The following is a 23,585-nucleotide window of genomic DNA, read 5'->3' as shown; positions in this document are numbered from 1 at the left end:
CTGTTACCTCCTTTGGAACAACGCCATAGTTTCAATATGCCCCGTGTGCGGAAACATATTCATTAGCCCTATTTTGTCTAATTCAAAACCGGCTTCAATCAACAATGCGCTATCACGTGCCAGTGTGACTGGATCACACGACACATATAATACTTTTTTAAACTGCGTCAATGGCAGCTGTTTGAGTATGTCATATGCCCCTGTTCGAGATGGGTCAAGTAACAATACATTTAATGACGCCTCAAACCAGTTTGCTTGTGCCAACTGTTGGGTTAAATCAAAACAATAAAATTGCACATTATTGAGTTGATTAGTGTGCGCATTTTGCTTAGCCATTGCAACCGATGACTGCGAACCTTCAACACCAATTACTTCATTTGCTTGTTTTGCCATCAACAATGAGAAATTACCTATTCCACAGAATAAGTCGAGCACCCTATCTTGTGCGGATAAATCAAGCCAATTAAAAGCTTGTAACAACATGTTTTCGTTGACGACACGATTAACCTGCACAAAGTTATCAAGTTTAAATTCAAAGTTTAACTTGCCGACCTGATAACTTGGCAGCTGGCGATAAACCAAATTTTCAGAGCCGTCATCCCATAACAGCTGATATCCGTGTAGGGTGTTTTCAAGTTCATCTTTATACTTTTGCTCAATTTTTTTTGTATGTCTTAGCAATACGTATTGACCATTGTCTGCATCACACAATTGTATATGACTAATAGAGGAATAAGCTTTGTGTTTATTCAATGCCTCTGTGAGACGACTAAATATGTCAGTAAATGGCTGTGTTAATACTTCACATCGCTGGATCTCTACAATTTGCTTACTTTTCGAGCCTCTAAAACCCAGCTTCAATTGTCGCGAAGCTGTATCAAAAATGCATGCGATGCGCGCCGCTCGGCGATAGTTGGTAGGCTCACTCTCAATTGGTAATTGCCATGGCAAGTCTGTCACCTTACTGAATTTGCTAAATAACGCATCCAATGCTTTGTGCTTGTGCTCTAGTTGATATTCATGCCCTAAATGTTGCAGCTGACAACCTCCACAACGTTGGTAATCTTGACAAAATGCCGCAGTACGTTGTTCACTTGGCGTCATAACCTTAACCGTTTTAGCAATAATCAGTTTGGCTTTTTCTTGTTGTATTTGCGCTTTAACGCATTCACCTGCCAACGCACCATCAACAAAACACACTTTTCCTTGATGTTTGGCAACACCCCGACCTTGATGGTCTATAGACTCAATCGTTAGTTCTAAGTTTTTACCCTTTGACGATGTTGCTTTAGCTTTGAAAAACTGCGCCATACTCTACCCCTTAAACATTGCTAATCAGCGCCTAACTAGATAATCTATTGATAAATGAAATGACTCTGCGCACTTACCCCTACATGACAAAACTTAGCCTTCGAGACAGTATTCTTGCACTCACTATCATACCAACAGTACTGATCGGCTTAATACTTGGTGGGTATTTTACCGTAAATCGTTATGTTGAGCTTGAAGAAATTCTCTATCAACAAGGCAGTAGCATTTCAGAGCCATTGGCGATCGCCGCTGAACAGGCAGTTTTACAACAAGACAGAGCTGCACTACACAGAATCATTAGTACCGCACATAATAAACATGCCCCCTTAGTAAAAAGTATTGCGTTGTTTGACCAAGATAACCAGCTGTTATTGACCAGTAACTATCACGAACAGTTCGAGCAGCTGTATTTTTTTGGTGACGTATCGCAATTACACAAAACCGAATTGGTTAAACTGAACGACTCTTTTGTGTTTTTCACCCCAATTAAACATTTTTCAAAGCAATTAGACCGCTGGCACACCACTCACCCAAAAACACTGGCTGTATTAGCCATTGAGGTAAGTCAAAATCAGGCGTTGATCTCTCAACAACAAGCATTGATCTGGAGTAGCAGCATTATATTATTTGCTTTATTGCTGGCGGTTTTTTTATCTTTACGAATCAGCAAAATGTTTACGGTACCACTTTCTCAATTACTACTGGCTACCGACAAGTTGGTAGAGGGCAAACGTGATATAGATATTGAGCAACAAATGGTTGGGGAATTTGAACTGCTGCGCCAAGGCCTCAATACCATCAATGAGAAAATGATCAGTCAACGTGACGAAATGCAAAAGCACATTGACCAAGCGACCAGTGATTATAAAGAAACCTTAGAACAGTACGAGACGCAAAACATTCAGCTGAACATTGCTAAACGAGAGGCACAAGATGCCAACAAAGTGAAGTCAGACTTTTTAGCTAAAATGAGTCACGAATTAAGAACGCCACTTAACGGCGTAATTGGCTTCACACGTCAATTGTATAAAACACCGCTCAATAAACATCAAAAAGACTATCTCGATACGATAGAACTCTCTGCAAACAGTCTGATGAACATCATCAGTGATATCTTGGATTTCTCAAAGCTAGAAGCTGGAGCAATGGACTTAGAAAATATTCAATTCCAGCTGCGAGATGCCATTAATGAGGTGATGACCTTACTTGCACCAAGTGCCCATGACAAAAATTTGGAGCTTTCAATCGCGATCAATCGCCAGGTCCCGGATAACTTAGTGGGTGATCCGACACGATTTAAGCAAGTGTTGATAAACCTAGTCAGCAACGCGATTAAATTCACTGAAAAAGGGTCCGTCAAAGTTGATGTATCTTATCGCTTGTTAGACGACTCCCATGCTTCATTATTGGTGTCTGTAAGCGATACCGGCGTTGGAATAGCCATGGATAAACAGGACGCATTGTTTATTCCTTTCGCCCAAGCAGACTCAAGTATCACCCGTAAATTTGGTGGAACTGGACTTGGCCTGATCATTACTAAACACATTGTTGAAGCAATGAAAGGCCGTATTACACTAAACTCGGCGCCTGGTAACGGCACATGCTTTACTTTTAATGCCGTGTTTGAGTTACCTAATCGTATTTATAACGATGACTTACCCAATAGTTCATTGGCAAATAAACGTATTTTGTATTTTGAACCACAATCCCACACTCATGCCGCTGTCGTTTCGCTATTAGAAGAGTGGGACATGCAAATTACTTCTTGTGAGGATGAACTGTCATTTTTTGATGCACTTGAAAAAGAGTTCAGCTTTGACATTTGTCTGATCGGTAATATGGCAAGTGTTGAACACATGCAATTAGTTAAAAGCTACATTGCCAAAGCGCGTGGTGCCGCCGACTACTTATACCTCATGTTGAATACCATTTCCCATAATATGCGCGAGTCATTAATTGGTAGCGGAGCAGACGCATGCTTGAGTAAACCACTTAACCACAGAAAGCTCTGTGAAGTACTAGCAGCGCCCTATCGTTTAGATCATCCAAGTATCGCACTCGAAGAAAACGACATGCAGATATTGCCAATGAAAGTACTCATTGCCGATGACAATGATGCTAATTTAAAGCTGCTGTCTACTCTACTTGAAGAACAAGTTGAGGCCATTGATACGGCACACAACGGCGCCCAAGCGGTTGGGTTGTGTAAAACACATAAGTACGACTTAATTTTTATGGATATTCAGATGCCAATTATGGATGGTATTACTGCATGTAAAACCATTTTAGAGTCGTCGTTAAATGAAGATACCGCAATTATCGCTGTGACAGCACATGCCTTAGCGGGTGAAAAAGAGCAGCTACTAAAAGATGGCTTTAAAGGCTACCTCACCAAACCTATTGATGAAGACATGCTTAGACAGACAATTTGCGATCACAGTACCAGTGCCCCTAAAAGTAAGCAAAAAAACAAAACGCCCCATGAGCATAGTGTTGCGCCGTTTGAAAGCCCTTTATTAGACTGGCAATTAGCACTTCAACATGCTGGCGGAAAGCCTGATTTAGCGCTGGAAATGCTAAACATGTTGCTGGATGGACTAAGTGGACTTCTCGAAACGCTTGAGAAAGCATACGAACAACAAGACACCCAAGCCCTACTAAGCGTTATTCATAAATTCCATGGAGCATGCTGCTATACCGGCGTTCCAAAGTTAAAAAGCTTGGCTGAGATATTAGAAACGGCATTGAAACAAAATCGCACTATTAGCGAAATTGAGCCCGAGCTCTTAGAGCTGATTGATGAGTTAACCAATTTAAAGCGAGATGCTTGCACTTTTGAGTCTCAATCAATTACTCAGTAACCAGAATTGCTAGGACGGTTTTCACATCGTCCTTGTACAACAGCAATAAAACAAATAAAGAGCTTTATGAAACAACACATTCATTATTTCTTCAAGCTCAACAAACTATTCTTATTTTAATCCTATTTACTGCCTTTTTTGCATCTCTAATCTATATTTGTTAAGACAATACAATTATTTGGTTTGTGAGGTGCACTTGAACGAGCCATTACCTTCCATGTCACTTGTTAAAAGGTTAACACGGTTAAATTTGTCTGTTATGGCAAGCAGTATGCTATTGGTGTTTACACTTACAACTATATTGCTGTGGTTTGTAGTACGAGATCGTCAAGCCGAAACAGCCGAAATTAACCTCGCCCAGTTGGCTCATAACGTGGTGCCCATGCTCGTTTTTAACGATGCTGATACTGCAACTAAAGAGCTGTCATTGGTGGGTAACCAAAAAGACGTATTGTTTATTTCTTTGCGAAAAACAAATGGTGAGGTTTTCAGTGAATACGCTGAGCCGAGTTTTATCCCTTCTCCTGAACTTTATCAACAAGTCGTTCAGCAATCGCAACGTGTGTATGAGGGAGTTAGAATGCGCCTGTATTACCCTGTTGCTATTAAAGGAAAGACCGAAGGCGACCTAATTATGGTACTGGATTTAACTGGCATGCTGTACTGGTTTTTACGCTTGGTATTAATGTTAGCTTTGTTACTTACTGTATTATTTACGGTTTCGGCTTTTATGCTGTCTCGTGTTCAGCGTAAAGCGCTAACCCCATTATTATCCTTGTCCACGTTGGCACAACAGGTATCAAAAGAGCATAACTTTCAACTGCGAGCTCATGTTATTCGTGATGATGAAATAGGCATACTCACCCGAAGCTTTAACGAATTACTCAAGCGCGTAGATATTTCCCAATCAGAGCTCAGACAGCAACTAGAACAAGAACAGCTGCAAGGCCAGCAACTTAAACAAATGGTTCGCACCGACCCATTAACCAAGCTGCCTAATCGAGTGGCACTTAATCAAAAGCTAAAAGAAATCACCATTGAAAGTAGATACGCCAACTCCATAAGCTGTTTGATGTTTATAGATTTAGATAATTTCAAGTACGTCAATGACAACTTTGGCCATGATGCCGGTGACGATACATTGATAGAGGTTGGTCAACGGATAAATGCCATTATTCGCAGTGACGATCTGTTATGCCGCCTTGGTGGTGACGAGTTCGCGCTGTTACTTCCTCATATCGACTCTACTGAGAATGCTGAAAAATTAGCGGCAAGAATAGTCAGTAGTATTAACCGCCCTATCGTAATCAAAGATACCATAATGCCAATCGGTATCAGTATTGGTGTGGCATATACGCCTACAGATGCAAGCTCCCCAATGGACTTGCTCAATTGTGCTGATGATGCCATGTATGCTGCTAAACGAGCAGGGAAAAATAATTATCAGGTTTACAGCAAGCAGGCATCAGCATGAGGGCTCAATATCTTACAGCTGCTTTATGTATCGCAATATTAACCAGTGAGTCGACTCACTGCGCGCCATTACCTGATCTAGAAGAACTTCTGGATCAGCAGCTGAATCAGTTACCAACGAATACTCAGGTTTCTACAGCTTCTCGCATCGAACGCTCCAGTAGCGATAGCATGGCTGTCACTCATGTGATCACAGACAAAGATATTAGGCAGTTCAACCTGCAATCTCTTGGCGATATTTTGGCCCTCTTTGCTGGCATAGTAACACGAGACGACAGCGTCTTTACCTATCTTAGCGCTAGAGGTATAGGCCGCCCAGGAGATTTCAATTCTCGATTTTTGTTTTTACTTGATGGCACAAGAATGAACGAGAACTTGCTGGATGCAGGGATTTTAGGCTATGAGAATTTTGTTGATGTGGGGCTTATCGAGCGAGTGGAGTATAGCCCTGGTGCATCTGCGGCTTTATATGGCAATAATGCTTTACTCGGTGTGATCAATATAGTCACCAAGACGACTAGTAAACTGGGTGACATAAATATTGCTGCATCCACCACCAATGATGGGGCTAAACACGCTAGGATAACAACGGGGTTTCGCTCTTCTTCTGGCTCTGATAGTTGGCTTTCGTTAAGTAAAACCAAAGTAGATTCAATAGCTTTTCCCGTTTTACAGGTACCTGCAGAAGTAATTAAATGGCAGCATCTAAATAAAGAAGATAGTACCCGCGTAATGTTTAGCCACCAAACTGGTAGCCTACAATTTCAAGCCGCAGGTTCTAAGAGAACGCGAAGCTTCCCAGATGCTTATACGCTTTTTCAAAACAACACACCAGAAATTGAAAAAGTACAAAATGAGGCATACTTTCTTGCGCTCACATTTGATGACAAGGTTTCTAGAGACATTGAGGCCTATTTCCATATCTCCACTCATGGCAATGACTTAAAACGAAGTGCACCACGAATCTTACCAAACAGAGAGGTTATTTTTGATCGAAGTTTAAACTCTGGCCGCTGGAGTAATTTAGACGGCCAACTTGTTTTTTTAGGCTTTGATAGTCATGAATTTATGGTTGGCTTTGACTTTCAAAAAGATCACCGACAAGAGTTTAGTTACAATGCAGGTACTCCAAGTGAATTGGATAATTACCTAAAAAGTAATGAATCACGCTATGGACTATATATTCAAGATCTTTGGCGATTAAGCCCAAAATTAAAATTTCAGTGGGCATTAAGACATGACAACTCCGACTTTAGTACTGCTAGATGGTCACCTAGCTTCACGCTGAAATACCAATTTGCAGACAATCACAATCTTTTAATTCGCCACAGCCGTGCTTTTAGAGTGACTAACTTTTTAGAACGTAATACCAATAGCGTTTTTTATGTACCAGCACCAGATAATGAAACCTTAACATATAGCGAAGTCAGCCTAGTACAACGCTGGACCTCATCTTTTTCATCTTTTGCCACAATATACCAATCAAATATCAAAAATTTGATTCATAGAGATATATTCTACCCTACTTATTTTAACACCCCACCAATCACCAGTCAGGGGCTTGAATTGGGTGTTGATAAACGTTGGTACAATGGCATGTCTCTGGTCGCCAACATGGCATTTCAGCGCTCTGAGCTTAAAGGAGGGTTTGATATTGGTAACTCCCCTAAATTTATTGGCCAGCTGCGTTTTAGTGTACCTCTTGGCCAGTCAGGTTTTCTACTTAGCTTGCACTCACACGCGGTCAGTGAACGAAAATCTTTTGGTTACACGTTGCCCAAATTTTCCAGTCATGATGCTAGTTTAAGTTGGCAAAGTACTAACATGTTATCTGTTGCTTTAGGTGTAAGAAATATCACAAACGAAGAGATCCTCGACATTACGGATGATGGCTTTATTCCCTATGTGCAGCGACGTCGTCAGGTGCATCTGTCGGTCAATTGGAGCTGGGATAATGATTAAAGTACTCTTTGCTTTATTCTTATTACTTTCTTATCACCACTGCCAAGCACAACAAGGGCTTAGTGAAAATGAGCTAAAAGCCGCTTTTTTGTATCGGTTTAGTCAATTTAGCAAGTGGCCCCCACCTCCTCCTGAAAAGTTAAGCTTTTGTGTAGTAGGAAACCATGAGCTCTATGAAGCTGTTCTAAACCTACTGCAGGATCAAAAGATGCAAAACAATACTGAAGTGATTGAGTTGCCTAATAACGAACAGGTAAAACTCTGCGATGTATTATTTTTGAGCCAACAAAATAGACAGCAAACGCAATATTGGCTTACGGAACTAGAGCAGCATCCCATTTTAATTGTTGCTGATACGAGTGAAGGGTTTCGCCAAGGCGCGATGATAGGCTTGATTGCTGATACTAATAATCTAAGCTTTCGCATAAATCTAACTGACGCAAAACGACGAGGACTTAACTTTAGTGCTCACCTACTGAAACTTGCTTCTGAAGTACGCTAAAAATAAGCCTTTGAGATTAAATCAAGCCATACATAAAAAAGGCGCCACAATATTGGCACCTTTTGAATAGTCTGATAAAACTAGTTTTCTTCAGCCACATTAAGCTGTGGTCGCATCACTTCGGCTTGTGCTTTTAGTGATTCGATGAAAGCAGTGTAATTTTTATTAACTTGAGTCATCGTGATGTTTTGCTTTTGCTGAGGGTCAATTTCATCACTAATTTGTGGAGTATTAACCGCTTTAAGCTTAAGCAATGCAGCATCACCATTGGCCAGTTCCACCATCGCGAATTGTGCTTTGTCTTCACTCGGATGCGGTAATTGGAATGCTTCTTTTACAATCGCTGGTGCAACCGAATAAGACTGACGCTTAAGTTGCGCTTCTGACTTTACTTCAGCTGAATGTTCAGAAGCGATATCCGCTAATGTTTTAGCGCCTTGTAGATCAGTAAATGCTTCTTGGGCCTGCTGTTTAGCCAAAGCCGACGCTTTATCGTTGATTAATGTTGCTTTTACTTGCTCACTCACTTCTTCCAAAGGTTTTGTCGACGCAGCTTGATACTCTTTAACTCGAACAACAACAATGTGCTCACTAGCAACTTCTAAAACCTCAGAGTTTACTCTATCTTCTAGCACTTCTGGGCTGAAGATAGCAGTTGTTACGCTAGGTGTGTTTAAAGGTGCTGGTAAAGCGCTTCTTGTAACTAGCTCTGTTGTTTTCAACTCTACGCCAGCTGCAATAGCGGCATCTTGTAGAGAGTCCGGAACTTCAAATGCAAGTTCAGCAACCTCTGTTTGCTTTTGATAAAAAGCATCGACTTTTTCAGCTTTTTCTAATTCAGCTCGTAGGTCAGCTTTAACATCATCAAATGCTTTAACTTGCTGGCGCTGAATATCTGTTAGCTTGATAATGTGAAAACCAAATTCTGACGTGACAACGTCTGAAATATCTCCAACATTTTCCAAAGCAAACGCAGCAGTTTCAAATTCTGGATCCATCATATCACGTTCAATCCAGTCTAAATCGCCACCTAACTCAGCGCTAACAATATCATTGGACTTTTCTTCAGCAAGTTGAGCAAAGTCAGCTCCGTTTTGTAGCTGCTCTAAGATGCCCTGAGCAACTTTTTTAGCCTCCGCATCATCTGATGCGCCTTCGATCAAAATGTGTGATACACGACGTTTTTCAGGCTCAAGATATTGGTTTTTACTCTCTTCATAGTAAGCCAATACGTCTTCATCTGTGATCTTTGTAGCTGGTTCTATTTCGTCTGCCTTTAATTCAAGATATTCGAGCGCCACACGCTCTGGAGACTGAAATAATCCCTGATTCAACTGATAATAATCTTTGATCTCTTGCTCTGACACGTCAACTTTAGATTTGAATAAGTCTTTACTTAACACCACATAATCTAAATCTCGTGTTTGCTGTTGTAATGCAACTGCTTGTTTTAACTCAGCAGGCAATACAAAATCCGATCCAGCAATAGCAGATACTAATTGATTACGAGTCATTTCCTCACGTAAATACTCGCGGAACGAATCAGGCTGGAAGTTCATCTGGCGAATTAACTGCAAGTAGCGATCGTTACTAAATTGGCCACCAACTTGGAAATATGACATTTCTAAAATCGCGTCTTTAACTTGCTCGTCGCTCACACGTAGACCCAACTCAGCTGCTAATTGGTTTTGCAACTCTTGCTGTACTAATCTATCAACGACACCTTGGCGAATTCGTGCCATATAAGCAGGATCAGCTGATATTTGTGTGAAATACTCACCAAACTGTTGTTCTAAACGTGCACGTTCGTTTTGATATGCACGCGCAAATTCTGTTTGACTGATTTTAACGCCATTGACCTCTGCTACAGGTTGCTCTGTGGTTTGACCTAGGTAACCACCAATCCCTGCTAAAGCAAAAGACAAGATGACGACGCCAAGTATTATCTTGGCTGCAGGGCCTTGTGAGCCTTCTCTGATCTTTTCAAGCATTTGTTCTTCTCTTATCTAAGCCAAAGCACCACTGCGCTTTGAATTTATCGCTAATGTAAAAAAAGCGTATCTTATCAGATACGCTTTTTTTGTTGAAGCTGTACACGGCTTTTGTAAAGCAAAAGTTGTAAAGCTACGTAAAGCCGCGCTTATATATCTATGAAAGATTAGTTTACAGCGTCTTTTAATGCTTTACCCGCTTTGAAAGAAGGGATGTTAGCAGCAGCAATCTGGATTGTTTCACCTGTTTGTGGGTTACGACCCGAACGTGCCGCACGCTCACGTACTGAGAAAGTACCAAAACCTACAAGCGCTACTGAGTCGCCTTCTTTTAGCGCACCAGTTACTGACTCGATGAATGAATCTAGAGCACGACCAGCAGCCGCTTTAGAAATATCAGCATCAGCTGCGATTTGATCGATTAATTGAGATTTATTCACAATATCATCCTCTTACATTGTTATTATCAAAAGCGAACCGATATTTAAAACAGCCCACTTTTGTTGTTCATTTAGAGACATCACAGCGACTCTCTAATTCGGAAATCTTTATCAAGCCTAGGCCAGATAAGGGCTAGGCTTAAAACCAGTGCTTAAGTTAACATACCTTTTGGATTTGAAAAGCCCTTTCACTCACTTTTTTTAGACTTTTTCTGCATTTTTGCCGTTTTCGACAGCAAAACTCTCCAAAGGGTTAGCCAAAGCAAGCGACAGAACCTCATCGATCCAAGTAACTGGATGAATATCAAGCCCATCAAGTACATTTTGAGGTATCTCTTTTAGGTCCCTTTCATTAATTTTTGGGATCACAACTGTCTTGATTCCACCACGATGTGCCGCTAGTAGCTTTTCTTTTAAACCACCAATTGGCAACACTTCACCACGTAAAGTAATTTCACCCGTCATTGCAACATCAGAACGAACTGGATTACCCGTTAGGCTAGAAACCAAACATGTCACCATGGCAATACCCGCACTAGGTCCATCTTTCGGTGTGGCGCCTTCTGGTACGTGTACGTGGATATCTCGTTTTTCATAAAAGTCACTATTAATGCGAAGCTTTTCTGCGCGATTTCGTACAACGGTCATTGCCGCTTGAATTGACTCCTGCATTACATCGCCAAGAGAACCCGTATAGGTGAGTTTCCCTTTACCTGGCACTGCAGCACACTCTATTGTGAGTAAATCACCACCAACTTCTGTCCAAGCAAGCCCTGTTACCTGGCCAATACGATCACCGTCTTCCGCTTTCCCGTAGTCAAAACGCTGCACACCGAGGAAGTCTTCCAAGTTCTCCTGATTAATCACAACTTGCTTAATGTCTTTATCTAACAAGATATTTTTTACCGCTTTGCGACATAGTTTAGAAATTTCTCGTTCTAAATTACGTACACCAGCCTCTCTTGTGTAATAGCGAATAATACCAATGATTGCGCTATCTTCGATAACAACTTCAGAGTCTTTTAAGCCATTTCGCTTGATTTGTTTGGGTATCAAATGCTGTTTAGAGATATTGAGCTTTTCATCTTCGGTATAGCCTGAAAGACGAATAACTTCCATACGATCTAACAGTGGGCCAGGAATATTGAAGCTGTTCGATGTTGCAACAAACATCACGTCAGATAGATCGTAATCTACTTCTAAGTAATGATCTGCGAATGTACTATTTTGCTCAGGATCTAACACTTCAAGTAATGCCGAAGCAGGATCACCGCGCATATCAGAAGACATTTTGTCTATTTCATCGAGTAAGAACAATGGATTTTTAACACCAACTTTGCTCATGCTCTGAATTAACTTACCAGGCATTGAGCCTATGTAAGTACGTCGGTGGCCACGTATTTCGGCTTCATCACGTACTCCGCCCAAAGCCATTCGAACATATTTGCGTCCTGTAGAGCGAGCGATAGACTGCCCTAAGCTTGTTTTACCAACACCTGGAGGACCAACAAGACACAAGATGGGTCCTTTTAATTTATTCGTACGTTGCTGAACGGCTAGATACTCAATTATACGGTCTTTAACTTTCTCAAGGCCATAATGGTCAGCATCTAAAATTTTCTGTGCGCCCGCCAAATCTTTTTTAACTTTAGAGCGCTTTTTCCACGGAACCCCAATCATTGTATCGATGTAAGAGCGAACCACAGTAGCTTCTGCAGACATAGGAGACATCATTTTTAACTTATTAAGTTCAGACAATGCCTTTTCTTCTGCTTCTTTTGGCATCTGTGCTTCACTAATACGTTTTTTCAACGCCTCAAACTCATCAGGCACATCATCTAATTCGCCAAGTTCTTTTTGAATCGCTTTCATTTGCTCATTCAAATAGTACTCGCGTTGAGATTTTTCCATTTGCTTTTTAACGCGCGAGCGAATTTTTTTCTCGACTTGCAGTAGGTCAATCTCACCTTCCATCAGTGCCATTAAATACTCTAAGCGTTCAGTGACACTGTCTAGTTCAAGTACTTTTTGTTTTTCTGGCACTTTAATTGGCATATGAGCTGCCATAGTGTCAGCTAACCGAGATGCCTCGTCAATACCTGATACGGAGGTCAAGACTTCAGGAGGGATCTTTTTATTCAGTTTTACATAGCCTTCAAATTGACTCACTGCACTACGAATAAAAATATCTTGCTCTTGCTCTTCAATGTCTTGAGATTCTAAAAACTGTGCTTGAGCTAAAAAGTAATCATCAGATACTAAAAACTCTTCTATCTTGGCTCGCTGCGTCCCCTCCACGAGTACTTTAACAGTACCATCAGGAAGTTTTAGTAACTGCAGTACCGTCGCAATTGTACCAACTTCGTATATTTCATCAGTTTTTGGGTCGTCAACTGTGGCATCTTTTTGAGCGACTAAAAAGATTTGTTTGTCATTTTCCATCGCCGCTTCTAGGCATTTTATCGATTTTTCTCGGCCTACAAAAAGCGGGATCACCATGTGCGGGTACACGACAACATCGCGTAGTGCCAACACTGGAATTTCAACTCGATCCGTTCTCTCAAGCGTCATTTTATTCTCTTTACACTTCGTTAATTTTTATTAATACCAATCTATATGGGGATAGCGTATATAAAGTTCAACTGATTGATAAAAAAAGGAGCCATTGGCTCCTTTTTACATGACTCGATAGCTTACTCTGAAACAGCTTTGTCCTGAGGGCTATTTTCATAAATTAAAATAGGGTCTGACTCACCTTTAATAACAGTTTCATCAACCACTACCTTACTTACGTTTTCAATCGACGGCAGTTCATACATTGTATCGAGTAAAACCCCTTCTACAATTGAACGTAAACCGCGTGCTCCAGTTTTTCGTTCCATCGCTTTTTTAGCAATTGCTTTCAAAGCATCTTCTCTAAACTCAAGCTCAACCTCTTCCATCTTAAACAACGCTGCAAACTGCTTAGTTAACGCATTTTTAGGTTCATTTAAGATTTGAATCAATGCATCTTCATCTAGTTCGGTAAGTGTTGCTACAACTGGTAGACGACCAATAAACTCTGGGATCAAACCATATTTAACCAAATCTTCCGGTTCTACATCTTTAAATGTTTCACTCAAAGAACGAGACGCATCTGAAGATTTAACATTTGCACCAAAACCGATTCCGGTATTTTTATGACTACGTTGCTCGATCACTTTATCTAGACCTGCAAATGCACCACCACAGATGAACAGGATTTTAGACGTATCAACTTGTAAAAATTCTTGCTGTGGATGCTTCCTGCCACCTTGAGGTGGTACAGATGCAACTGTTCCCTCTATCAGCTTTAGTAATGCTTGCTGAACACCTTCGCCAGAAACATCTCGTGTGATAGATGGATTATCAGACTTACGTGAAATTTTGTCGATTTCATCAATGTAAACAATACCACGCTGAGCTTTCTCAACATCGTAATCACACTTTTGCAGTAGCTTTTGGATGATGTTTTCAACATCTTCACCCACATAGCCAGCTTCTGTTAGTGTCGTTGCATCAGCCATCGTAAATGGTACGTCAAGCAACCTAGCAAGTGTTTCAGCTAATAATGTCTTACCACTACCAGTTGGACCAATTAACAAGATATTGCTCTTACTCAGCTCTACATCATTTTTAGAGCCTTGGCTACGCAATCTCTTGTAATGATTGTATACCGCAACAGACAACACCTTCTTGGCATGTTCCTGACCGATCACATAATCATCCAGATGATTTCTAATTTCTTTTGGAACTGGAAGTTTGTCACCTGCATCATGCTTAGGTGCAATATCCTTTATTTCTTCCCTAATGATGTCGTTACACAGTTCGACGCACTCATCGCAAATATACACCGATGGACCGGCAATTAATTTGCGTACTTCATGCTGGCTCTTGCCACAAAAAGAGCAGTACAAGAGTTTATTACTTTTGTCGCCGTCTGTTGGAGTGTCTGACATTCAGCTACCTCTTATTTTCGTCGTTACCAATAACGGTAACCATATACATTGTTTTAACTATACCAAATAAAACTTACTTTAGCATAGTTGTAGAGCGAGGTTTAACCGCTCGCTCTCAGAAAACTTACTTAATTTCTCTACGTGTATGAACCGCATCCACTAAGCCGTACTCTACAGCTTCTTGTGCGCTCATAAAATTATCACGATCGGTATCTCGCGATACAATATCAAATGGCTGTCCGGTATGTTCTGCCATTAGCCTATTTAACTTTTCTTTGATAGATAAAATTTCTTTTGCATGGATCTCAAAATCAGATGCTTGACCTTGGAAACCACCCAAAGGTTGATGAATCATGACACGCGAATTCGGTAAACAATAACGCTTGCCTTTAGCACCACCAGATAACAAGAACGCGCCCATGCTAGCTGCTTGGCCTACGCATACTGTGCTTACGTCAGGTTTGATAAAATTCATCGTGTCATAAATTGACATACCCGCGGTAACAGAGCCACCTGGTGAATTAATATAAAGAAAGATATCTTTTTCTGGGCTTTCAGATTCTAAAAACAATAACTGCGCAACGATCAAATTTGCCATTTGATCTTCAACTTGCCCCGTTAAGAAAATAATACGCTCTTTTAAAAGGCGCGAATAAATATCGAAAGAGCGCTCACCTTTGGCTGTCTGCTCAACAACCATTGGTACTAATGCATTGAAAGGATCGATCATACCGTCATTCATATTTTTTATTCCTTAATCCGCAGCGTTCTAGGCAGGCTGCTTTTGGTTGGTATTCTTGCCTACAAATAAAAAATGGCTCGGACAAACTACAAATTTTTGTAGAACATCTCGAGCCATTAAATCGTTAGCTTAGCGTTAAGTCAATGACTTATTATGCACCTTGCTGCGGATTCATAATGTCATCAAACGCTTTCTCAACTTCAGAAACCTGTGCAGCAGCCAAAATAGCTTCTACAGCTTGCTCTTCCATTGCAACATTTCGCATTTGTTGCATCATTTGTTCGTTACTCTTGTAGTAACTAACAACTTCACTTGGATCTTCGTAAGCTGAAGCAACCGTTTCGATTAATTCATCTACTTTAGCTTCATCTACTTTGATGTCATGTGCTTTGATCACTTCACCAAGTAAAAGACCTGTTTTAACACGAGTCACAGCTTGCTCATGGAAAAGCTCTGCAGGTAGCTCAGGCATATTTTGTGCGTTGCCGCCAAAACGCTGTGCTGCTTGCTGACGAAGTGCATCAATCTCTTGATCAATAAGTGCTTTAGGCACTTCAGTTTCGTTGTTTGCTAAAAGACCTTTAATCGCTTGATCTTTCACATTTGCTTTAACAGCTTGTGAAAGTTCACGCGTCATGTTCTTTTTAACTTCTTCTTTAAGTGCGTCAACACCGCCTTCTGCAACACCAAACTTAGTTGCAAACTCGTCGTTTAGCTCTGGAAGCTCCTGAACTTCAACTTTCTTCACAGTAATAGTGAATTGAGCAGGTTTACCTTTTAGGTTTTCTGCATGGTATTCTTCAGGGAAAGTTACGTCAGCAACAACTTCTTCGCCAACTTTTTTACCAACGATGTTTTCTTCGAAGCCAGGGATCATTCGACCTTGACCAAGTTCTAGTGGGAAGTCTTCAGCCTTGCCACCTTCGAACTCTTCGCCTTCAACAGTACCAACGAAATCAATAGTTACACGATCGTTTTCGCCAGCAGCCGCATCACTTTCAACCCAAGTTGCGTGTTGCTTGCGAAGCGTCTCTAACATGTTTGCTAAGTCTTCGTCAGTTACATCTACAACTGGCTTTTCAACAGCAATTTTGTCTAAATCTTTTAGTTCAACTTCAGGGTAAACTTCAAAAGTTGCGTCAAACTCAAGATCTTTGCCTGCTTCTAATGATTTAGGTGCGAATGATGGCGCTCCAGCAGGGTTAATTTTTTCAGCAACGATAGCTTCAATGTAGTTACGTTGCATCAATTCGCCTGCTACTTCTTGACGAACTGCTGTACCAAAACGTTTGTTGATCACAGACACTGGTACTTTACCAGGACGGAAACCATCGATACGCTGGGTTTTAGACAGTTGTTGTAAGCGTTTTTTAACTTCAGTCTCAACGTTCTCTGCAGGAACGGTGATAGTCAGACGGCGCTCAAGGCCTTGAGTCGTCTCAACAGAAACTTGCATGATTTACCTCAATCTTCAATTTTGGCGACAACGCGCCTTCCTTACAAACAAGTTGCACATCATGCCTTAATCAGCGTATCCACGGAAGCCCGTTTTGAGCACCAATTGCATGTGTCACTCTTGTTGCCTGCCCTTCATGGGCCCTATGTTAAACAATAGACGCGGCATTATAACCTATAAAAATGTTTAGTCGAGCAATCAGGATAAATTTATGAAGAAATAAGGGCTGAACGGTTAAAAGTTGGTTAATTTTAAAGTTTACTATGAGATAGGATAATGGTCGGCGATGCAGGATTTGAACCTGCGACCCCTTGGACCCAAACCAAGTGCGCTACCAAACTGCGCTAATCGCCGATACTGAACGGTATTTTAGAAGTGGTCGGCGATGCAGGATTTGAACCTGCGACCCCTTGGACCCAAACCAAGTGCGCTACCAAACTGCGCTAATCGCCGACGGAGTATGTAGATGGGGCGACTGATGGGACTTGAACCCACGACAACCGGAATCACAATCCAGGGCTCTACCAACTGAGCTACAGCCGCCACTACATAAGGACTAAATAAGAATGGCGCACCCTGAAGGATTCGAACCTTCGACCGACGCCTTAGAAGGGCGTTGCTCTATCCAGCTGAGCTAAGGGCGCATACGAACATCTTCATGTTGCTATTCTTATTTTAAAGTGGTCGGCGATGCAGGATTTGAACCTGCGACCCCTTGGACCCAAACCAAGTGCGCTACCAAACTGCGCTAATCGCCGATACTTAATTTGTTGTTTCGAGCAGTGCTCGTTGACAACGGGGTGCATAATAGTGATTTGACCGAACTAGGTCAAACACTTTTTCAAAAAAAGCTTTCAAGTGGCTACTTTTGCTACAAAATGTATAAAAAGCAGATCACTTAGCTGAAATTTATACAATTTTATCAACTATATCTACTGTTCTATTAACTTCAATACTGTAAAAAGTAGATATCAGCTTGGCGCATGCGCTGTTTTCTGAGAAAATAGCGCCGCTTCTATATGATTATGTAGTGGCATTTTGAGCATAACCCCTATACGCTCATGTTCGTTCAAGTTTTTAATCCCAATAAAGGTCACCCATGACGGCAAACATCATTGATGGTAAGGCAATCGCCAAACAAGTACGCACTACAGTAACTAAACGTGTTGCCGAACGCGTTGAACAAGGCTTACGTGCTCCTGGACTTGCAGTAGTATTAGTAGGACAAGACCCAGCAAGTCAAGTTTATGTCGGTTCTAAACGCAAAGCTTGTGAAGAGGTCGGCTTTATTTCTAAATCATTTGACTTACCAGGTGACACGAATGAGCAACAGCTTCTAGAGCTAGTAGACTCACTAAATACCGACCCAGAGGTCGACGGCATTTTAGTACAGCTACCTTTACCTGCTGGGTTAGATGCTGAAAAGATCCTTGAGCGCATCCATCCTCATAAAGATGTCGATGGCTTCCACCCGTATAATATAGGCAGATTGGCGCAAAGAATGCCAGCACTTCGACCTTGTACACCAAAGGGTATCATCACTTTACTCGACTCAACTGGCGTTCGATATAAAGGAATGCATGCTGTAGTGGTAGGCGCATCAAATATTGTTGGTCGTCCAATGTCTTTAGAGTTATTACTTGCTGGGTGCACTACAACTGTATGCCACAAGTTTACTCAAGATCTAGAAGCCCACGTAAGGCGTGCTGATTTGTTGGTTGTTGCCGTTGGTAAGCCTGAATTTATTCCTGGTGATTGGATTAAAGAAGGTGCAATTGTTATCGATGTGGGTATCAATCGCTTAGAGTCAGGTAAATTGGTCGGTGATGTGCAATATAGTATTGCTGAGCAAAAAGCGAGCTTCATTACCCCTGTACCAGGTGGAGTTGGCCCTATGACTGTCGCTAGTCTAATTGAAAACACCTTAGAAGCTTGTGAAAACTACCACAGTTAAAAAAGCGTTTTCATTATAAGGAGCTCATATGTAGCTCCTTTTTTATTACTCAATTCCTTTTGGGAAAGGGTACATATTAATATATTGTACAATTCTTGGCTTGTCCGTCAGGTTAGCGCGACTGCCGTGGGGCAAAAACTGATGCCAAATTACCATATCTCCTGCTTTTGCAGGGATTGGCTTGGAACCTAATTTGTGTAAATCAACCTCATGTTGTTGATGTTTAAATTCATCAACTCTGCTTTGTAACTGATGATGAAACCCCGGAACCAATGTTAAGGCCCCCTGCTGCGCCTCGGTATCTGTTAAATACACAATTCCTTGAGTGCCAAAGTTAAGTGGTTTTGTAAAATCAACATCCCAATGCAAATCAGGACCCGAAAATGGGTGCAGCTCTGTGTGAGGCGGGTTAAAACCACAGCGATCTGCAGATACTATCAAATCGTCAGTTTCCCATAGCTGGCTAAAGGCTTTATGGATGCGCTTGCTATTTCTCGCAGCAATTAACGCTGCATGATGCGTTAGCTCCACCATGATGCCATTTCGATTAGTGCTGTTATACCACTGTGTCGGATCTGCTATATCAATTTCCAAAAAATCTGCAATGGCAGCGATAACTGCTTGGCATTGTTGTGTATCTAGCGCCCTTTCTAATACAACGTAGCCATCCATTCGCCACTGTTGCATCTGAAAGTCATCTAACACATTATCCATGCCCTTTATTTCTTCGAACAATTGTAGGGCTTCCTGCGGCTGAGCATGCCCCGATACGTAAGCTGTTGCACGAGCCATTGCAAGCTCATTTATGTTGGAATATGGCAGAATATGCTTTAAAAAATCTTTGTAGGAATGCGCATACTGATATAGAGTCGAAATTGCGTGTTGCCAACTCAACCCGATTAGGTCGAACACTGCTTTATCTGCATCTGAGATAAAATCTCCGGTTTGCTCCTGATTGCCAATAATCGACGCTGTAACTCGCTGCCAAATAGCCTCTAATAGCTCTAAGTTAGCGCCATTTCCATAAGATAGCGCTTGCGCACTATGACATACTTTCATAACTTATTTCCAAACAAAGTGGTCAGTTTTTAGGGTTTTTAAAAAAGAGTTTTGAATATAAGACATTCATATGCGGCCTTTTTATCAGCTAAGTGTTACCTTGAGCCCGCTCTTGCTCTTCTCGTCTCTTTTGAGCTTGCTCATATTCCTTCGCTATTTCCTCCTCTATTATAGCCCTTTGCTCCTGATAGTCTTTTTGTGAGATGTTTCCATCTGCAAATTGCTTCTCGAGCACCGCTAATTGCTCTTTTAATTCTTCCAACTTTTCTTTATTCACACCCATTCGCTGTAAAAGTGCAGCTTCTTGAACCTTTTCCAGAAAACTTTGATTACGTGAGTAGATTGAAACATCTTTTTTTTGGAGCTGTTTGCTCACAGAGGAAAGTTGGGCGTTTGCCATTTCTTTTGCAAATTGCTGTTCAGTGTTTATACCAGGTCCCTCTGGGCTGTTGGTTACACTAATATTTCTCTTTACTGGTTCATAAATACCGTTAAAAAGCAGCATGCTTATCTCCTTGATGATAGCTGGTGTCAAACACGTAGCAATTAGCATGCCTTTAAATCAGGTATTCTAGACCCAACTTAAGCCTAATTTGTAGGTGAAATTAAAAAACACTTAAGCCATAAGAAGTTGAGTCAATAGGATATAAAACTATGCCATCCGCCTTTAATAGAAATAATCATTACAAAAAGTATAAGCTCGCTAGAAAGCACAATGACTAAGTGTAATGGGGTTAAGGAAGCCTCAACATAAAGAGCGATATAATCCACTGTATGTAAATTTATGTAAAGGCAACTAATTGCCACATTGTTTGCACAATTGTCTTCCATCTTATAAGTCAACACCGCGGCGACCTTACTTTTTATGGTCGAACACGGTTATCAAACTTAACCCATGACATAAGAGAGACAAGTTATGAAACGTTCAATTATCAATATCGCAATCATCGCAGCAACGCTTACAACTCTAACAGTCAGTGCACAAGCCGAGGCTAGAAAAGGTCACCATAAAGCACCTGAAGTCGTTTTTGCAAAATTAGATGCTGATCAAAGTAATACGATTACCTTCGATGAGTTACTCGCTAATATCGATACCAAAGCGCAAAAAAAACTGCTACGAGCTGATACCAATACTAGCTCTGAAATAGAACTGGACGAATATTTAAATAAAAAGCGCCACAACTTCGACCTATCTGAGTTTGCCTCTGAGATTGTACAGTGCGTGCAAGACACCAAAGACGCAACAGGCAATAACAATATCATTGTGCCTGACGTAACAAAATTTGCAGCGCCAACCACTAAGTTTGCCCAACTTGATACCGATAACAGCGGTGGGATTAGTCTCGCTGAAATTACCGCGGCTTTAACAGCACATCAAACAGACATTTTTTCAATAATGGATGCCAATAGCAGTGGTGAGGTAACACTTGAAGAGTTCATTCAACAAGGCGAGCGCAAACGTGCTACCAAAGACGCCGTCAAAGCATGTATTGAAAGTATTGTGCCTGATACAGATCCCGTTTAAAAACCATGTGTACTCCCCTGTGCATTTTCAATGGGCAGGGGCTACACCCAGCAGATATACTTTGGGATAATATATTCTTAGTAACATAGTAAGTAAGCAAGAACGAGCGATTAACTCCCCCCAGCCTGCTTGGCTAGACTTCTATAAAACAACTTAGTGACGCGTTCTTGTGGAAGCCAATCTGAGTAACTTAATTCTAAAGCAGCTAATGGCTTTGCATTTAGGACCGCCTCAATGGTGTTATGCTCTTTCATTGCAACTAGCATCAACTGTTTCGCTTTTTGAAGTAAAATAAGGTATTGCGCTAAGCTTGATTTGTCCGTAACAGGGCCATGCCCTGGAATGACTTTAGTATCGTCGTCGATGCGTTCCAACGTATCTCGAACCGCGCTTATCACGCCATCTAATGAGCCACCACTATCCACATCAATAAAAGGGAGACTATTGAGGTTGAAAAAAATATCCCCCATGTGAACGACATTAGCATTTTTATAAAAAATCACTGCGTCTCCATCAGTATGAGCATGAGGGAAATGCCATAAATGCGCATGTTCATCATTAAAATGTAACACTAAATCTTTACCAAAACTGACCACAGGTAAGTACTTTGACCCCTCAGAATGTTTGGCCTTTAATCTTTCAAAAACATTGTGATGGGCAATGACATGGCTCCCCGCTTGGGCAAAGTTTTCGTTACCGCCAGTGTGGTCGCCATGATGATGAGTATTTATAACAAATTCGGGCGCGCCTTGTTGTAAGGTACTGATCTGTTTCTTAATGTCTTCACTGAGTTTTGCAAATTGATCGTCCACAAGGTAAATACCATCTTTACCTGTGCTAATTGCTATATTCCCTCCTTGTCCATAAAGAACATGAAGGTTGCTAGATAATTGCTGTATTTTAAAATCAACTTGAGCCCAAGTGGTAGACGAAAGAAAAAAGCTACTAACAAGTATGCCGGTTAGAGAGGTATTTTTAATCATGGCTAAACTCCATCTGTTTTTTATAACTACGATCTTTAGCAGCGATTAGATTAAAAAACACCTTTGTTTATTTAATACCCATCAAAATAACATTCTTTGACTGCTAGTATGGAGTGTTGGCAAGTTGATTGAGCAACAAAAAGTACAGTGAAAAATATCGATATTTCGCCATGGTGTTACTTAGACAGACAAATTCCTGCTATAAAATAATAGGTCCATATTGAATAATGGACCTATTATTATCATCTGATTATCATTTTGGATCTACGGGGCAAAGTCCTGTACGCGCATCACAAAAAATCATCACCGATGTCCAAGATGCAGGGTTCACATTGGCGTGACCTGCAGCAATTTTCTGGGTTGCTAACTCATTAATTTCCTTGGTTGAATTTAAAGTTTTTAATTGTTTTTTATTTAACTTGATTTTCATTTTCATTCCTTAAGATAGTGTTATCAGCGTATCTAATTTACGCAAAATCAGGCTAACACTTAGCTATAAATAATCCAGTGCACAATTGCTGCTACTTCTTACAGTTGCGTAAGCTTGCTTTGCGTTATGCGTATCTTCATCAGCACAACGAAAGCAATCGCTAAGGTATTCATTAATAAAGGACCATTAACAATTTTTGTGACTCAACCCTTTGCCTAAAATAAAAAAGCACGACTACTTTAATTCCATCACCGTTTAGAAAATGAGCTATCTAATTGGTAATCATACATCCATTGTCTCTAACAGTGCATAACGCACTAGCCCAGCAGTATTGCGCACATCTAGCTTACCCATTAAATTCGTTCTATGATTATCTATAGTTTTTACCGATAAGCACATCACTTCAGCAATCTCTTTGTTTGTTAGTCCTTTAGCAATAAAGGATAGTGTTTCTTGCTCTCGTTTCGTCAAGTTGAAATTCACTCGAGACAGTTGGTACTCACTCAGTTGTGTTTCTAACTCTGCTGAGAGGTAGGACTTACCTCGAAGCACCATTTCCATCGCTTTTATAAGGGAGTCAAATGCTTCGTCTTTACGCAGGTATGCAAAAGCACCGAGAGATAACCCTCGGTCAATGATTTTGATATCATTGTGCATAGATAAAAAAATGACTTTGGTACTCAGTTTATACTTTTGAATTCTAGTAACAACATCAAAGCCACTAAGAATAGGCATCGTAATATCCAAAACAGCTATATCTGGAGTATTTTTCTTTATTGCACTCCAAGCGGCTTCTCCGTCAGCAACATCTGATATCACCTCAAAATTTTCGCTCTGCTCTATTAAAGTACGTAAACCTTGACGAAATATTTGGTGATCATCTGCAATCAGTATCCGCTTCTTTTCCGTGATATTCATA

At 40.9% G+C, this 23,585-nt stretch carries 18 protein-coding genes and 5 tRNA genes; 6 read left to right on the top strand and 17 right to left on the bottom strand.

Annotation, left to right across the window (positions count from 1 at the left end; all coding sequences use genetic code 11):
* Positions 1 to 3: 3 nt before the first annotated feature.
* Complete coding sequence (rlmD, locus tag HG263_RS09315; RefSeq protein ID WP_171625809.1) at positions 4 to 1,311, bottom strand: 23S rRNA (uracil(1939)-C(5))-methyltransferase RlmD; 1,308 nt, start codon at positions 1,309 to 1,311, stop codon at positions 4 to 6.
* A gap of 83 nt (positions 1,312 to 1,394) precedes the next feature.
* On the opposite strand from rlmD, the gene barA reads away from it, so the two are divergent.
* The 4 genes from barA to HG263_RS09295 all read left to right on the top strand — a co-directional run bounded on the left by barA (position 1,395) and on the right by HG263_RS09295 (position 8,109).
* Positions 1,395 to 4,172, top strand: a complete 2,778-nt coding sequence (gene barA, locus HG263_RS09310) for a two-component sensor histidine kinase BarA (RefSeq protein ID WP_171625808.1) — start codon at positions 1,395 to 1,397, stop codon at positions 4,170 to 4,172.
* 271 nt (positions 4,173 to 4,443) lie between these two features.
* Complete coding sequence (locus tag HG263_RS09305) at positions 4,444 to 5,646, top strand: sensor domain-containing diguanylate cyclase (protein ID WP_171625807.1); 1,203 nt, start codon at positions 4,444 to 4,446, stop codon at positions 5,644 to 5,646.
* On the top strand, positions 5,643 to 7,607 hold the full coding sequence (locus HG263_RS09300) for a TonB-dependent receptor plug domain-containing protein (protein ID WP_171625806.1): 1,965 nt from the start codon (positions 5,643 to 5,645) through the stop codon (positions 7,605 to 7,607). Before HG263_RS09305 ends, HG263_RS09300 begins: the two co-directional genes overlap by 4 nt.
* Positions 7,600 to 8,109 (top strand): YfiR family protein, encoded by a 510-nt coding sequence (locus HG263_RS09295; protein ID WP_171625805.1) that lies wholly within the window; start codon positions 7,600 to 7,602, stop codon positions 8,107 to 8,109. Before HG263_RS09300 ends, HG263_RS09295 begins: the two co-directional genes overlap by 8 nt.
* Before the next feature lie 80 nt (positions 8,110 to 8,189).
* Here HG263_RS09295 and ppiD read toward each other — a convergent pair whose 3' ends face one another.
* The 11 genes from ppiD to HG263_RS09240 form a co-directional block, all read right to left on the bottom strand.
* Complete coding sequence (gene ppiD / locus HG263_RS09290; RefSeq protein WP_171625804.1) at positions 8,190 to 10,100, bottom strand: peptidylprolyl isomerase; 1,911 nt, start codon at positions 10,098 to 10,100, stop codon at positions 8,190 to 8,192.
* A gap of 167 nt (positions 10,101 to 10,267) precedes the next feature.
* The gene (gene hupB / locus HG263_RS09285) at positions 10,268 to 10,540 is read right to left on the bottom strand and encodes a nucleoid-associated protein HU-beta (RefSeq protein WP_125253533.1); all 273 of its coding nucleotides are present in this window, start codon (positions 10,538 to 10,540) and stop codon (positions 10,268 to 10,270) included.
* 201 nt (positions 10,541 to 10,741) lie between these two features.
* On the bottom strand, positions 10,742 to 13,111 hold the full coding sequence (gene lon / locus HG263_RS09280; RefSeq protein ID WP_171625803.1) for an endopeptidase La: 2,370 nt from the start codon (positions 13,109 to 13,111) through the stop codon (positions 10,742 to 10,744).
* Between the two features lie 122 nt (positions 13,112 to 13,233).
* On the bottom strand, positions 13,234 to 14,517 hold the full coding sequence (gene clpX, locus HG263_RS09275) for an ATP-dependent protease ATP-binding subunit ClpX (RefSeq protein ID WP_171625802.1): 1,284 nt from the start codon (positions 14,515 to 14,517) through the stop codon (positions 13,234 to 13,236).
* Between the two features lie 124 nt (positions 14,518 to 14,641).
* Positions 14,642 to 15,259, bottom strand: a complete 618-nt coding sequence (gene clpP, locus HG263_RS09270) for an ATP-dependent Clp endopeptidase proteolytic subunit ClpP (protein ID WP_171625801.1) — start codon at positions 15,257 to 15,259, stop codon at positions 14,642 to 14,644.
* A gap of 151 nt (positions 15,260 to 15,410) precedes the next feature.
* The gene (gene tig / locus HG263_RS09265; protein WP_171625800.1) at positions 15,411 to 16,715 is read right to left on the bottom strand and encodes a trigger factor; all 1,305 of its coding nucleotides are present in this window, start codon (positions 16,713 to 16,715) and stop codon (positions 15,411 to 15,413) included.
* Between the two features lie 277 nt (positions 16,716 to 16,992).
* Positions 16,993 to 17,069: transfer RNA gene (locus tag HG263_RS09260), tRNA-Pro, on the bottom strand.
* Between the two features lie 22 nt (positions 17,070 to 17,091).
* Positions 17,092 to 17,168: transfer RNA gene (locus HG263_RS09255), tRNA-Pro, on the bottom strand.
* A 14-nt stretch (positions 17,169 to 17,182) separates the two neighbouring features.
* Positions 17,183 to 17,258 (bottom strand) — tRNA-His (locus tag HG263_RS09250).
* 24 nt (positions 17,259 to 17,282) lie between these two features.
* Positions 17,283 to 17,359, bottom strand: a tRNA-Arg gene (locus tag HG263_RS09245).
* A gap of 37 nt (positions 17,360 to 17,396) precedes the next feature.
* A tRNA-Pro gene (locus HG263_RS09240) sits at positions 17,397 to 17,473 on the bottom strand.
* A 341-nt stretch (positions 17,474 to 17,814) separates the two neighbouring features.
* On the opposite strand from HG263_RS09240, the gene folD reads away from it, so the two are divergent.
* Positions 17,815 to 18,669: a bifunctional methylenetetrahydrofolate dehydrogenase/methenyltetrahydrofolate cyclohydrolase FolD gene (gene folD / locus HG263_RS09235; RefSeq protein ID WP_171625799.1), complete on the top strand. Its 855-nt coding sequence runs from the start codon at positions 17,815 to 17,817 to the stop codon at positions 18,667 to 18,669.
* Between the two features lie 45 nt (positions 18,670 to 18,714).
* Here folD and HG263_RS09230 read toward each other — a convergent pair whose 3' ends face one another.
* Positions 18,715 to 19,728: a phytanoyl-CoA dioxygenase family protein gene (locus HG263_RS09230; protein ID WP_171625798.1), complete on the bottom strand. Its 1,014-nt coding sequence runs from the start codon at positions 19,726 to 19,728 to the stop codon at positions 18,715 to 18,717.
* A gap of 88 nt (positions 19,729 to 19,816) precedes the next feature.
* A complete protein-coding gene (locus tag HG263_RS09225) occupies positions 19,817 to 20,233 on the bottom strand; it encodes a hypothetical protein (RefSeq protein ID WP_171625797.1) in 417 nt (138 codons plus the stop codon).
* Positions 20,234 to 20,644: 411 nt separating this feature from the next.
* Here HG263_RS09225 and HG263_RS09220 point away from each other — a divergent pair, with 411 nt between their 5' ends.
* On the top strand, positions 20,645 to 21,253 hold the full coding sequence (locus HG263_RS09220) for an EF-hand domain-containing protein (RefSeq protein ID WP_171625796.1): 609 nt from the start codon (positions 20,645 to 20,647) through the stop codon (positions 21,251 to 21,253).
* A gap of 110 nt (positions 21,254 to 21,363) precedes the next feature.
* Here HG263_RS09220 and HG263_RS09215 read toward each other — a convergent pair whose 3' ends face one another.
* The 3 genes from HG263_RS09215 to HG263_RS09205 all read right to left on the bottom strand — a co-directional run bounded on the left by HG263_RS09215 (position 21,364) and on the right by HG263_RS09205 (position 23,584).
* Positions 21,364 to 22,236, bottom strand: a complete 873-nt coding sequence (locus HG263_RS09215) for an MBL fold metallo-hydrolase (protein WP_171625795.1) — start codon at positions 22,234 to 22,236, stop codon at positions 21,364 to 21,366.
* A gap of 253 nt (positions 22,237 to 22,489) precedes the next feature.
* A complete protein-coding gene (locus tag HG263_RS09210) occupies positions 22,490 to 22,666 on the bottom strand; it encodes a hypothetical protein (protein WP_171625794.1) in 177 nt (58 codons plus the stop codon).
* A gap of 282 nt (positions 22,667 to 22,948) precedes the next feature.
* Complete coding sequence (locus HG263_RS09205; protein WP_171625793.1) at positions 22,949 to 23,584, bottom strand: response regulator; 636 nt, start codon at positions 23,582 to 23,584, stop codon at positions 22,949 to 22,951.
* Between the last annotated feature and the right edge of the window lies 1 nt (position 23,585).

Source organism: Pseudoalteromonas caenipelagi, assembly GCF_013140855.1.
Taxonomy (GTDB): Bacteria; Pseudomonadota; Gammaproteobacteria; order Enterobacterales; family Alteromonadaceae; genus Pseudoalteromonas; species Pseudoalteromonas caenipelagi.
This window is presented reverse-complemented; position numbering and strand designations above follow the sequence as displayed.